Below are 13,727 nucleotides of genomic sequence, written 5' to 3' on the forward strand. Positions count from 1 at the left end.
TAACTACGCTACCCCATCAAAATCCGATCAGGCCCCCGAACAAATCTCGCCGCTATTGGACGCTGATGTGAAGTGGCGGAAAGAGGACATGGAGCCCTATTTAGGCAGATCAATGTACGTCCAATATGACGTTTTTCTGAATGACGGCAGTGGCAGACACTTCTCTTCGCCTAAAACCACCTTTCTAGTCGAACAGTGACGACAAGGGAGCAACCTGCGAAGCCGGGTTGCTCCCTTGTGAAGTCGAGCCGGTGAAATCAGACTTCAGCGACGAACCGGGCGCTTCTGCAGTTTGCGCTGCAGGGTGCGGCGGTGCATGCCCAGGGCGCGGGCAGTGGCGGAGATGTTGCCTTCGTGTTCGGTGAGCACGCGCTGGATGTGTTCCCACTGCAGGCGGTCAACCGACATCGGGTTTTCCGGCACCAGACTGTCGAGGTCGGCGTGCTCGGAGAGCAGCGCGGCCAATACGTCGTCGGCGTCGGCCGGTTTGCACAGGTAGTTGCAGGCGCCGCGCTTGATCGCTTCGACCGCGGTGGCAATGCTCGAATAACCGGTGAGGATCACCACGCGCATTTCCGGATCCAGCTCCAGCAGCTTGGGCAGCAGCACCAGACCGGAGTCGCCGTCCATTTTCAGGTCGAGCGCGGCGTAGTCCGGCAGATCGGCCTGGGCGATGGTCAGGCCTTCTTCGGCGGAACCGGCGGTGCTGACGCGAAAGCCACGACGGGCCATGGCGCGGGCCATGACGCGGGTGAATGTTGCGTCGTCATCGACCAGCAGCAAATGCGGCAGTTCTTCGCCTTCGACTTGGATTTCGTCACTCATGTTGGTCTCCTCGGGCGCCGTGAGGCAGGCGCAGCTCGGTGAGCGTGCCGCCTTCCTCATGACTATAGAGTTTCACTGAGCCGCCGGCGCGTGTCACGCTGGCCTTGCTCAAAAACAGGCCCAGGCCGAAACCTTTGCCCTTGGTGGTAAAAAACGGTTTGCCGATCTGCTCGGCGATGGCCAGCGGCACACCGGCGCCGTGATCACGAATGCTGATGGTGACGTCTTCGGCATCCCAATCCAGGGTTACCTGAAGGTTTTCCGGGCAGGCGTCGGCGGCGTTGTTCAGCAGATTGAGCAGCGCCTGGGTCAGATCCGGCGGCGGCGCCATGCGCGGCACCGTGCCTTGGCCGAGACGATGGAAACGGTAACTTGCCTCGGGACGCATCAGGTGCCAGCGATTAAGCGCCTCATCGAGCCAGTCGGTGACGTCCTGCATATCGATCGCCAGACGACGATTGGCTTCGGCGGCGCGCACCAGTTGCTGCAGGGTTTCCTTGCAGAGTTTGACCTGATCTTGCAGCACTTTCAGATCGTCCTGCAGCAGCGGATCGGGGTGATCCTGCTGCATCTCTTTGAGCAAAACACTCATGGTCGCCAGCGGCGTGCCGAGCTCATGGGCAGCGCCAGCGGCTTGAGTGGCGACGGCGAGCAACTGTTGATCACGCAGACCTTCTTCACGGCGAATCGCCCGCAACTCTTCCTGACGACGCAGCTCTTCGGCCATGCGCGCAGCGAAGAAGGTGATGACGGCGGCAGCGAGCGCGAAGCTCAGCCACATGCCGTAGACCTGCAGATTCTCGCGGGCGATCGGCAGAGTTTCCAGCGGATAGAACCGCGTCAGCATCACCGTGTACAGGGCCAGCGCGATGCCCGACAGCACCACCGAATAGCGCCATGGCAGCGTCACCGCAGCGATGGTCAGCGGCACCAGATAATAGGAAACGAACGGGTTGGTCGAACCGCCGGAGAAATACAGCAGCGCACTGTGGATCACCAGATCACAGGCCAGTTGCAGCGCGTATTCAAGCTCGGTCACCGGCCACGAGGTGCGCAGGCGCACGGCGGTGAACACGCAAAGTAGCGTCGAGCAGCCGAGGGTCATCGCCAGTTGCACCCACGGCAACGGCAACAGTTGCAGCCAATAAGCCAGGCCTACGGAGCCAGCCTGCGCGGCGAGCACCAAGGTGCGGATGAACGTCAACCGCCAGAGGTTCTGGCGAGTGGCGGAAGTCAGTTGTACGGGGGCGAGCATGAGCTCTCCTGATGAGCGCTCCAGGCGGATCGCACGGAGTATAACCAAGCCACGGGCTTGAGAGGCGAAAGTGCGGCAAACGACCACATGGCGACGATGGAGAATTCATCTGAGTTGAAGAAAATTCCAGGGGCTATCGGAGATCAATTGTGGCGAGGGGATTTATCCCCGCTGGGTGGCGAAGCCGCCCCAAATCATGCGACCTCATTCAACCAGACATACCGCATCAGCCTGATTTGCGACTGCTGCGCAGCCGAACGGGGATAAATCCCCTCGCCACAAAAGCTCTCTGAACTTGGGATCCGCGGTATCTGTATAGAAGTTGTAACTGGGCGAACCGGATCATAAAAGCTAGAGTCTGATGGTTTCACGCAGGCCCCCGAACCATCACCTGCGCCCTCATCAAGGAGCTTTCATGCACACATTTCGCCGCAGCGCCGCCCTTCTCGCCCTGACCGTCGGCAGCGTCGCCAGCCTCCCGGCCCTGGCCGCCGATGAGCTGCATTACAACCAGATTTCCCTGCGCGCCGAAGTCAGCACGGAAGTCGCCCGCGACCTGATGATCGTCACCCTCTACACCGAAGAACAAAACACCGACCCGGCCAAACTCGCCGCCGACATCAGCACCGCCATGAACAAGGCCCTCGGCCAGGCCAAACAAGTCAAAGACATCACCCTGCGCCAGGGCAGCCGCAACAGCTACCCGATCTACGACACCAAAGGCCAAAAGATCACCGGCTGGCGTGAACGCGCCGAACTGCGCCTGGAAAGCTCCGACTTCGCCGCCCTCTCCAAACTCACCGGCGAACTGCTGGGCGACCTGAAAATGGGCGGCATGGACTTCGCCATCGCCGACCCGACCCGCAAGGCCAGCGAAGACAAACTCCTAAAAGAAGCTGTCACCGCGTTCAAAAACCGCGCCCAACTGGCCACCGACGCACTCGGCGGCAAGGGCTACAAAATCGTCAACCTGAACCTCAACAGCAACGGTTATCCACAACCGTACCTGCGCGCCCCGATGATGATGAAAGCGGCGGCGATGGATGCAGCGCCGGTGACGCCTGAAGTTGAAGCGGGTACAAGCCAGGTGAGCATGACGGCCGATGGCGCGATTGAAGTATTGATGCAGTGATTTGATTTTGGCTGAATGAAAAACCGGCGATCAGCAGTGATTGCCGGTTTTTTGTGACTTGCAGAGCAGATTGGCCAGATCTGACTATGAACTAATTAACATTCCCCATCGACTCAACTTTCATCGTGATAACTAACATCCATGTCATCGATTTGCGCTTTCGCATCAGCTAAGGTTTTCTCCAGCCCTCCCATAGGTTCCCCGTTCATGTAACACACTTGAAAAGAGTTAGCCTGATACTGCGGGTCATATTCTTTAATCAAACACCCTTTGTACTCGATAATTTTTGGATAGTTCATAACCATCACTCCGTGCAAAAAAGTGGTAAACACTCTTTATCACTATGCATCAGTGATCCGTCTGGTTTACAAGACAGTTACTCGCCTGCACGGCCGATGTATGCTCGGCTGGCATCAATCAGGTGCTCAACCTCGGATCTGGATTTGCAAAGGCCGGTAAATTGCCGACCGTCCGCGTAAAACCCTTGAAAATGATCCCCTGCATCGCTTGGGTTATTTTCGTGAATCTTGAAGCCTTTATAGTCAGTTACAATTGGGTAACTCATATCATCCCTTCCTGTAGATGTTCTGCAATCCATCGATGCCCGTAAAAGAAAAAACGCACAGGAGCAGTGGCATTCAACCCAACATCAGAAAATCCGTCTACTGTCAGAAGTAACAGGTAGCCGTCGTAATACGTAAAGTTCGGAGAACTATTCGAAATAAATATCTTCCGTTTTATATTTAAAAACAGTGAGCGAAAGTTAGTCCTGCCAGTGCAATAGAGTCTGAAGTCCCCCGGAAGCGCGGATACAAATTTAAAAGAGCCAAAAGCAAACCCTCACCCTAGCCCTCTCCCTGAGGGAGAGGGGACTGATCGGGGTGTTTGGGTGAGGTACGCCGACGTGGGGTACCGAGTCGAACACAAATTTTGAAAAGCCCACCAATCGGCCCCCTCTCCCTCGGGAGAGGGCTGGGGTGAGGGGCGATTCCAACGAAGATCAAAAGATCGCAGCCTTCGGCAGCTCCTACACAGGATGAGCGCAAGCTCGACAAAGCGTTTGATCTTGATCTCAAGGCCCGTCGGGAGGCTGAGTGGAGGGATTCATACGGGGAAAGCATCGAGAGGAGGTGCAGCGAAGCAAACCGTAGGCGATGCCCCCGGATGAACCCGAAGCGAAGGAACCCGAGCCTTAGCGAGGGCCGGACGTCAGGGCATAGACCTTTGGTTACTTTGGGGCGTTTGCCAAAGTGACCCGCCGTAAGGGCGGAACCATAATCCGCAACACCCGAAAAACCGGATATTCACCCAAGGCGCTACCAAAAGAAGCACCCCAGTTGCACCCAGTACAACCTCGAAAAAAATCCACAACCCAACCCCCCACCAAGCCCCCACCCAAATCTCAGAAAAATCCTACAAAAACCAACAGTATAAATAAGTAACACCCAGCCCCACCCCGGCGCACACAACGTGACCAATGCACCGTTTTGGGGCTCCATTTGCACCGTAAAAAACCCGCGCAAACGGTCAAATGCGTCAAAACTTACACAGATGCGACATTAAGGTACGTACGTGCCACCGTTTAACGCTCGCACACACTCTGGATCTTGCAATGGGTATGGCCCCTGCATAAGTATCCGCAGGCACGACTCACGAGGTCGTACCTCACTACTAAAAAATGACAACAAATCATGAGGCCAACATGCTTAAACACGCGGTCATTCCGTTTCTAGTCGGCGCAGGCTTGTTAGCCTCCGCACCTTTCGCATCCGCTGCGACTAACCTGGTGTTCTGCTCCGAAGGCAGCCCGGCCGGTTTCGACCCGGGCCAGTACACCACCGGAACCGACTTCGACGCCTCAGCTGAAACCATGTTCAACCGTCTGACCCAGTTCGAACGCGGCGGCACCGCTGTGATTCCTGGTCTGGCGACCAAGTGGGACATCTCCGACGATGGCCTGACTTACACCTTCCACCTGCGTGAAGGCGTCAAGTTCCACACCACCCCGTATTTCAAGCCGACTCGTGAGTTCAACGCCGACGACGTGCTGTTCACCTTTAATCGCATGATTAACAAGGATGACCCGTTCCGTAAGGCGTACCCGACCGAATTCCCGTACTTCACCGACATGGGGATGGACACCAACATCACCAAGATCGATAAAGTCGACGACCACACCGTCAAGTTCACCCTGAAAGAAGTCGACGCCGCGTTCATCCAGAACATGGCCATGAGCTTCGCGTCGGTGCAATCCGCCGAGTACGCTGCCCAGCTGCTCAAGGAAGGCAAAGCCGCCGACATCAACCAGAAGCCGATCGGCACTGGCCCGTTCGTGTTCAAGAGCTACCAGAAAGACTCCAACATCCGCTACACCGGGAACAAGGACTACTGGAAGCCTGAAGACGTGAAGATCGACAACCTGATCTTCGCCATCACCACCGACCCGTCGGTACGTATTCAGAAGCTGAAAAAGAACGAGTGCCAGGTCACCCTGTTCCCGCGTCCGGCCGACCTGAAAGCGCTGAAAGAAGATCCAGCACTGAAGATGCCTGACCAGGCGGGTTTCAACCTGGGTTACATCGCCTACAACGTGATGGACAAGGTCAAAGGCAGCAACGAGGCCAACCCGCTGGCTGACCTGCGTGTGCGTCAGGCGCTGGACATGGCTGTGAACAAGCCACAGATCATCGATTCGGTTTACCAGGGCGCGGGCCAACTGGCCGTCAACGCCATGCCGCCGACCCAGTGGTCTTACGACACCACCATCAAAGATGCCAAGTACGATCCTGAGAAAGCCAAACAGCTGCTCAAGGAAGCCGGCGTCAAGGAAGGTACCGAGATCGTTCTGTGGGCGATGCCGGTTCAGCGTCCATACAACCCGAACGCCAAACTGATGGCCGAAATGCTCCAGTCCGACTGGGCCAAGATCGGCTTGAAAGTGAAGATCACCAGCTACGAGTGGGGCGAGTACATCAAGCGCTCCAAAGGTGGCGAGAACCAGGCCATGATCATTGGCTGGAGCGGTGACAATGGTGATCCGGACAACTGGCTGAACGTGCTGTTCGGCTGTGACTCGCTCAGCGGCAACAACTTCTCCAAGTGGTGCGACAAGAAGTTCGACGGCCTCGTCAAAGAAGCCAAGCGCACAACCGACCAAGGTAAGCGCACCGAACTGTACAAAGAGGCACAACACGTCCTCAAAGATGCAGTCCCAATGACACCTATCGCTCACTCGACGGTGTACCAACCCATGCGCGCCAACGTGCAGGACTTCAAGATCAGCCCATTCGGCTTGAATTCCTTCTACGGCGTCAGCGTCAGCAAATAAGGCACTGCAGCGGCGACGTTTATGACGTCGCCGCTGTTTTACCTGCCGGGAAGTTAGGAATTTGCCTACAGCTGATTCCGCTGCAGAGACTTGCAGTGGCGAGGCCGCGTCGCCTTTTCCTACGAGGTTTTCAGGCTTTTACGCATTTACTGCCAGGCCCACGGCAAATACCGTCGGGTTCTGACCAGTTTCTGTGTGGGCCACCGGTTTGCCGTACGTATTGGATTGAGCTCAATGCGACCACAACGTTTCAGGACGAGACGCGGCGCATTGCACAACACTAAAAAAGAGGGAGCGTCATGCGCCATACCTTGGTTTTTTCCGCATTGCTGGGCGCCGGCCTGATGGCCGCCACGTCCGCGAGTTTCGCCGCCAGCAAAAGTCTGGTGTTCTGCTCTGAAGGCAGCCCCGCGGGTTTCGACACCGCGCAATACACCACGGCCACCGATAACGATGCCGCCGAACCTATCTACAACCGTCTGGTCGAGTTCGAAAAAGGCGCGACCAATGTCGTACCGGGTCTGGCCACCAAGTGGGACATTTCCGAGGATGGTCTCAAGTACACGTTTCACTTACGTGAAGGTGTGAAATTTCATACAACGCCGTACTTCAAGCCGACCCGCGACTTCAATGCCGACGACGTGCTGTTCACGTTTAATCGCATGCTTGATCCACAGCAGCCATTCCGTAAGGCTTATCCGACCGAGTTCCCGTATTTCAACGGGATGAGCCTGAACAAGAACATCGCCAAGGTCGAGAAGACCGGGCCGCTGACCGTGGAGTTCACGCTCAACAGCGTCGACGCCGCGTTCATCCAGAACCTCGCCATGAGCTTCGCCGCCGTTCTGTCCGCCGAATACGCCGACAAACTGCTGGCCGACGGCAAACCGAGCGACATCAACCAGAAGCCGATCGGCACCGGGCCGTTCGTGTTCAAGAGCTATCAGAAAGACTCGAACATCCGCTTCACCGGCAACAAGCAGTACTGGGATCCGAGCCGGGTCAAACTCGACAACCTGATTTTCGCGATCAACACCGACGCCTCCGTGCGCGTGCAGAAGCTCAAGGCTGACGAGTGCCAGATCACCCTGCATCCGCGTCCGGCCGATGTCGACGCGCTGAAGAACGATCCGAAACTGCAACTGATCTCCAAACCGGGTTTCAACCTCGGTTACATCGCCTACAACGTCCGCCACAAGCCGTTCGATCAGCTCGAAGTGCGTCAGGCATTGGACATGGCGGTGAATAAACAAGGGATTCTCAACGCTGTTTATCAAGGCGCCGGCCAATTGGCCGTCAACGCCATGCCACCCACCCAGTGGTCTTACGACGACAGCATCAAAGACGCCGCCTACGACCCGGAAAAAGCCAAAGAGCTGCTCAAGGCTGCGGGCGTCAAGGAAGGCACCGAGATTACCCTGTGGGCGATGCCGGTGCAGCGTCCGTACAACCCGAACGCCAAACTGATGGCCGAAATGCTCCAGGCTGACTGGGCCAAGATCGGTCTGAAAGTGAAGATCGTCAGCTACGAATGGGGCGAGTACATCAAGCGCACCAAGAATGGCGAGCACGACATCAGCCTGATTGGCTGGACCGGCGACAACGGTGATCCCGACAACTGGCTCGGCACGCTGTACAGCTGCGACGCCATTGGCGGCAACAACTACTCCATGTGGTGCGATCCGGCGTACGACAAGCTGATCAAACAGGCCAAGGTCGTCACCGACCGCGACCAGCGCACCGTTCTCTATAAACAGGCTCAGCAGTTGCTGAAACAGCAAGTGCCGATCACGCCTGTCGCCCACTCGACGGTCAACCAGCCGCTGAGCACGAAAATCGAAGGGTTCAAGGTGAGCCCCTTCGGACGCAACGTTTTCTCGGGTGTCAGCATCGATTAACCCAACCGATTAGCCGCAACGCTGAGGGGCCCGTCTAGCCCCTCACGCAAGCGCTTTGCCGAAATTCGCCAATCAGGCATTTGGCAAACGTTTGCGATGTGTGAATGAGTTCTAAACCAATAACCGGCCAACCCAAAAAAGCCGGCATAAAAAGAAAGTAAAGGAGCTTCACCCATGAAACTGAGCAGCACCGCGATACTGGCCTTGGCCATAAGCAGCATCACCGCAACCGCTTATGCGGAAACCCAGAGCCAGGCGTTCACCCCGGTGACGATCAACGACAAGAGCGCCCAGGCGGAAGCCACCGGTTTCGTCGAAGGTCAATCGATCAGCGGTTCGACCCGTAACTGGTACGCCAACGAGCAACTGAAGCGTGGCGCCAAGTTCGCCTACAAAAAGGACGGTCAACTGGCTGAGACCGACCGCCGGATCAACTGGGTTCAGGGCACCATCGTCAAGTACAACTCGGGCTTCACCGAAGGTACTGTCGGTTTCAGCACTGAAATCGCGGCCTACAACGCCCTCGCGCTGGAGCGTGATCGCGAGAACCTGGCCTCCGGTAACGGTGGCGCGCCGAAAACCGGCCCGGCCTCCGGTAACAACCGTACCCTGACCCACAAAGACAACGGCGACGCCGTTGATCAGTGGAGCAAACTGGGCCTGGCCAACATCAAGGCGCGTGTTTCCAACACCACCCTGACCGCCGGCCGCATGAACTTCAGCAGCCCGCAAGTCGACGTGATCGGTAACCGTGCCCTGCCTTCGAGCTTCGAAGGTGTCGCGATCCACAGCGAAGAATTCAACAACCTGGCGTTCGACGTGGCGACCTTCGACCGCGTCTCGCCACGTTCGGAGCAGAGCCTGCAAAAATTCCGCACCGAGTACGGTAACGGCCGGATGGAATCCGATCACGTCAACACCGCCGGTATTTCCTACCAGCCATTCGCCAGCCTGACCACCAGCCTCTGGGGCACACAAGCCGAAGACATCTGGAACCAGTACTACTTCGGCGCCACGCACGTATTGGGCGACAGCTCGGTACTGAGCCTGACCACCGGCCTGAACTACTACAAAACCGTCGACGAAGGCAAAAAGCTGCTCGGCGAAATCGACAACGACACCTACTCGCTGTCGTTCGGCCTGACTCACTTGGCCCACACCCTGACTTTCTCGTATCAGGAAGTGAACGGTAACGAGTACTTCGACTACCTGCACGAAACCAACGGCATCTACCTGGCCAACTCCCTGCTGTCCGACTTCAACGGCCCGAACGAGAAATCCTTCCAGGTTTCCTACGGCATCAACATGGCCGAATACGGCGTGCCAGGCCTGAAGTTCAACATCTACCAGGCGCGCGGCTGGGGCATCGACGGCACTCACTACAAGGGTGGCGGCTACGACGGCGTGCAGGCGATGGACGGCGAAACCCACTATGAATACGGCATCGGTGCAACCTACGCGGTACAGAGTGGCCCGCTCAAAGCCACCACGGTTCGCGGCACTTACACCGCTCACCGTGCCAGCGAAAACCAGGCTGACGGCAGCATTAACGAGTTCCGTCTGGTGACCACCATTCCGTTCAACATTCTGTAAAACGCCTGCCGACGGCTGACTCATGATGAGTCGGCCGTTCGGCTTTTTGTCTTCAACCGATTGCAGAGGGTTATCGATGAAAATGCTTCCCCTACGTGCGGCCATCGCGGCTGCGTTGCTGAGTGTCGCTGTTGGCGTCTCGGCCAAACCCTTGGTCGTCTGCACCGAAGCCAGCCCGGAAGGCTTCGATATGGTTCAGTACACAACTGCAGTCACGGCAGACGCTGTGGCCGAAACCATCTTCAACCGCCTGGCCGATTTCAAACCCGGCAGCACTGAAGTGATCCCGGCGCTCGCCGAATCCTGGGACATCAGCGAAGACGGTCTGACGTACACCTTCCATCTGCGCAAAGGCGTCAAATTTCACACCACCGAATACTTCAAGCCGACCCGCGACATGAACGCCGACGATGTGGTCTGGAGCTTCCAGCGTCAGCTGGATCCGAATCACCCGTGGCACAAACTGTCGAGCGTGGGCTTCCCGTACTTTGAAAGCATGGGCTTCAAAGAACTGCTGAAAAGCGTAGAAAAAGTCGACGACAACACGGTCAAGTTCACCCTGACCCGCCGCGAAGCGCCATTCCTGGCCGACATCGCGATGGCGTTCTCCTCGATCTACCCGGCCGAATACGCCGACCAGTTGCTCAAGGCCAACAAGACCGGCGACCTGAACAGCAAGCCGATCGGCACCGGCCCGTTCATCTTCCAGCGTTACGCCAAAGATGCGCAGGTTCGTTTCAAGGCCAATCCGGACTACTTCCGTGGCAAGCCGCCAGCCGAAGCACTGATTCTGGCGATCGCCACCGACAACAACGTGCGCCTGCAAAAGCTCAAGGCCAACGAGTGCCAGGTCGCGCTGTATCCGAAGCCGGATGACATCCCGAGCATCAAGAAAGACAGCAACCTGAAAGTCGAAGAACTCGACGCGATGACCGTCTCGTACATCGCCATGAACACCACCCACAAATACATGAGCGACGTGCGCGTGCGTAAGGCCATCGACATCGCCTTCGACAAGGAAGCCTACGTCAACGCGCTGTTCGGCAAGGGCAACGCTACCGTAGCGGTCAACCCTTACCCGCCGACCTTGCTCGGCTACAACCACGACCTGAAGAACCCACCACGCGATCTGGACAAGGCCCGCGCCCTGCTCAAGGAAGCCGGAGTACCGGAAGGCACCGTGTTTACTCTGTTTACCCGTAACGGCGGCGGCCCGACCAACCCGAACCCGATGCTCGGCGCGCAAATGATGCAGGCTGATCTGGCGAAAGTCGGGATCAAAATCGACATCCGTGTGATGGAATGGGGCGAAATGCTTAAACGCGCCAAGAACGGCGAGCACGACATGGTGTCTGCCGGATGGGCGGGTGACAACGGCGACCCGGATAACTTCCTGACGCCTATGCTCAGTTGTGAAGCGGCCAAGAACGGCGAAAACTATGCACGTTGGTGCAACGAGAAATTCCAGGCACTGCTGGATGAAGCACGGGCTAAAGTAGATCCGGCCGAACGCGCCGCGCTCTACGAACAGGCGCAAGTGCTGTTTAATCAGGATCAGCCATGGATCAGCATGGCCCACACCAGGATGTTCACGGCAATGCGCAACAACGTAGAGGGTTATCAAATCAGCCCTCTCACAACCAATAACTTCGCCACCACCCAGGTGAAGTAGATAAGAAACTCCCCGCGTCCCTGACCCCAGGGACGCCGGGCACGCCTAACCGGCTGATGAGGTACTACACAAGATGTTTAGTTTTATTGCCCGCCGACTGGGGTTATTGATCCCCACGTTTTTCGGCATCACCTTGCTGACCTTCGCGTTGATTCGCATGATCCCTGGCGACCCCGTGGAAGTGATGATGGGCGAACGTCGGGTCGACCCCGAAATGCACGCTCAGGCAATGGAACGCCTAGGTCTGAACAAACCGTTGTATGCCCAGTATCTGGACTACATCGGCAAACTGGCTCAAGGCGATCTCGGTGAATCCCTGCGCACGCGAACCAGCGTATGGACCGAGTTCTCCTCTCTATTCCCGGCGACCCTGGAACTGTCCATGGCCGCCCTGCTGTTCGCCGGCATTCTCGGGCTTCTGGCCGGGGTGATTGCGGCACTCAAGCGAGGATCCCTGTTCGACCATGGGGTGATGGGCATCTCCCTCGCGGGGTATTCGATGCCGATCTTCTGGTGGGGCCTGATCCTCATCATGTTCTTCTCGGTGAGCCTGGGCTGGACGCCGGTTTCCGGGCGGATCGACCTGCTCTACGACATCGAACCGCGCACCGGCTTCATGCTGATCGACACGCTGCTGGCCGATGACGTCGGGGCGTTCTTCGACGCGCTGCATCACCTGATCCTGCCGGCCATCGTGCTCGGCACCATTCCGCTGGCGGTGATCGCGCGGATGACCCGTTCGTCGATGCTCGAAGTGCTGCGTGAAGACTACATCCGCACCGCCAAGGCCAAAGGCCTGTCGCCGTCGCGCGTGGTGTTCGTCCACGGTCTGCGCAACGCGCTGATTCCGGTACTCACCGTGGTCGGCCTGCAAGTCGGCACGCTGCTGGCCGGTGCAGTCCTGACTGAAACCATTTTCTCCTGGCCCGGCATCGGTAAATGGCTGATCGAAGCCATCGGCGCCCGGGACTACCCGGTTGTGCAAAACGGCATCCTGTTAATCGCCTGCCTGGTGATTCTGGTCAACTTCGTAGTGGACATCCTCTACGGCTTTGCCAACCCACGCATCCGTCATCAGCGCTGAGGTCCAATTCAATGAGCACTCCAACTTCCTCAGTAGCGACGTCCGCCACCACCGCGGATCAAAGCCTGCTGTACCCGTCTCCGTACAAAGAATTCTGGCAAGCCTTCTCCAAGAACAAAGGCGCGGTTGCCGGCCTGATGTTCATGTTGCTGGTGATTTTCTGCGCGCTATTCGCGCCGTGGGTCGCCCCGCACAACCCGAGCGAGCAATACCGCGACTTCCTGCTGACGCCGCCGGCGTGGCTTGAAGGCGGGCAGATTCAGTTCCTGCTCGGCACCGATGAACTCGGCCGTGATTTGCTGTCGCGTCTGATTCAGGGCTCGCGCCTGTCGCTGCTGATCGGTTTGTCTTCGGTGGTGATGTCGCTGATTCCGGGGATCCTCCTCGGTCTGTTCGCCGGTTTCTTCCCGAAGATGATTGGCCCGACCATCATGCGTCTGATGGACATCATGCTGGCCCTGCCGTCATTGCTGCTGGCTGTGGCGATTGTCGCCATCCTCGGCCCTGGCCTGATCAACACCGTGATCGCCATTGCAGTAGTTTCCCTGCCGTCCTACGTGCGTCTGACTCGTGCGGCCGTGATGGGCGAACTGAACCGCGACTACGTGACCGCTGCGCGCCTCGCTGGTGCCGGTCTGCCACGCCTGATGTTCATCACCGTGCTGCCGAACTGCATGGCACCGCTGATCGTTCAGGCAACCCTGAGCTTCTCCTCGGCGATTCTCGATGCCGCTGCGTTGGGCTTCCTCGGCCTTGGCGTACAACCGCCAACCCCTGAGTGGGGCACCATGCTGGCTTCGGCCCGCGACTACATCGAACGCGCCTGGTGGGTGGTGAGCCTGCCTGGTTTGACCATTTTGCTCAGCGTGCTGGCAATCAACTTGATGGGCGACGGTCTGCGCGATGCGCTCGACCCGAAACTCAAGAACGCCGCCTGAGG

The 13,727-nt window shown here is 57.8% G+C and carries 11 protein-coding genes; 7 read left to right on the forward strand and 4 right to left on the reverse strand.

Features of this window, described 5'->3' with window-relative positions; translation table 11 throughout:
• Nucleotides 1-264: 264 nt before the first annotated feature.
• Nucleotides 265-825 (reverse strand): response regulator transcription factor, encoded by a 561-nt coding sequence (locus KFS80_RS04535; protein WP_003221630.1) that lies wholly within the window; start codon nucleotides 823-825, stop codon nucleotides 265-267.
• The gene (locus KFS80_RS04540) at nucleotides 818-2,080 is read right to left on the reverse strand and encodes an ATP-binding protein (RefSeq protein WP_053117073.1); all 1,263 of its coding nucleotides are present in this window, start codon (nucleotides 2,078-2,080) and stop codon (nucleotides 818-820) included. Before KFS80_RS04540 ends, KFS80_RS04535 begins: the two co-directional genes overlap by 8 nt.
• Nucleotides 2,081-2,495: 415 nt before the next feature.
• Here KFS80_RS04540 and KFS80_RS04545 point away from each other — a divergent pair, with 415 nt between their 5' ends.
• On the forward strand, nucleotides 2,496-3,212 hold the full coding sequence (locus KFS80_RS04545; protein ID WP_212544079.1) for an SIMPL domain-containing protein: 717 nt from the start codon (nucleotides 2,496-2,498) through the stop codon (nucleotides 3,210-3,212).
• A gap of 113 nt (nucleotides 3,213-3,325) precedes the next feature.
• Here the strand turns inward: KFS80_RS04545 and KFS80_RS04550 are convergent, their stop codons facing one another.
• Together KFS80_RS04550 and KFS80_RS04555 are read right to left on the reverse strand one after the other, a co-directional pair.
• Nucleotides 3,326-3,511 (reverse strand): hypothetical protein, encoded by a 186-nt coding sequence (locus KFS80_RS04550; protein WP_212544080.1) that lies wholly within the window; start codon nucleotides 3,509-3,511, stop codon nucleotides 3,326-3,328.
• A gap of 77 nt (nucleotides 3,512-3,588) precedes the next feature.
• Nucleotides 3,589-3,777 (reverse strand): hypothetical protein, encoded by a 189-nt coding sequence (locus KFS80_RS04555; protein WP_212544081.1) that lies wholly within the window; start codon nucleotides 3,775-3,777, stop codon nucleotides 3,589-3,591.
• 1,137 nt (nucleotides 3,778-4,914) lie between these two features.
• On the opposite strand from KFS80_RS04555, the gene KFS80_RS04560 reads away from it, so the two are divergent.
• The 6 genes from KFS80_RS04560 to KFS80_RS04585 all read left to right on the forward strand — a co-directional run bounded on the left by KFS80_RS04560 (nucleotide 4,915) and on the right by KFS80_RS04585 (nucleotide 13,725).
• Nucleotides 4,915-6,540, forward strand: a complete 1,626-nt coding sequence (locus tag KFS80_RS04560) for an ABC transporter substrate-binding protein (protein ID WP_159815357.1) — start codon at nucleotides 4,915-4,917, stop codon at nucleotides 6,538-6,540.
• Between the two features lie 299 nt (nucleotides 6,541-6,839).
• Nucleotides 6,840-8,438, forward strand: a complete 1,599-nt coding sequence (locus KFS80_RS04565; RefSeq protein WP_212544082.1) for an ABC transporter substrate-binding protein — start codon at nucleotides 6,840-6,842, stop codon at nucleotides 8,436-8,438.
• A gap of 174 nt (nucleotides 8,439-8,612) precedes the next feature.
• Nucleotides 8,613-10,031 (forward strand): OprD family porin, encoded by a 1,419-nt coding sequence (locus KFS80_RS04570; protein WP_212544083.1) that lies wholly within the window; start codon nucleotides 8,613-8,615, stop codon nucleotides 10,029-10,031.
• A gap of 76 nt (nucleotides 10,032-10,107) precedes the next feature.
• Complete coding sequence (locus KFS80_RS04575; RefSeq protein ID WP_212544084.1) at nucleotides 10,108-11,703, forward strand: ABC transporter substrate-binding protein; 1,596 nt, start codon at nucleotides 10,108-10,110, stop codon at nucleotides 11,701-11,703.
• Nucleotides 11,704-11,776: 73 nt separating this feature from the next.
• A complete protein-coding gene (locus KFS80_RS04580) occupies nucleotides 11,777-12,787 on the forward strand; it encodes an ABC transporter permease subunit (protein WP_053117067.1) in 1,011 nt (336 codons plus the stop codon).
• An 11-nt stretch (nucleotides 12,788-12,798) separates the two neighbouring features.
• Nucleotides 12,799-13,725, forward strand: a complete 927-nt coding sequence (locus KFS80_RS04585) for an ABC transporter permease subunit (protein ID WP_212544085.1) — start codon at nucleotides 12,799-12,801, stop codon at nucleotides 13,723-13,725.
• Nucleotides 13,726-13,727: the final 2 nt, after the last annotated feature.

Source organism: Pseudomonas rustica, from assembly GCF_018336155.1.
Lineage (GTDB): Bacteria > Pseudomonadota > Gammaproteobacteria > Pseudomonadales > Pseudomonadaceae > Aquipseudomonas > Aquipseudomonas rustica.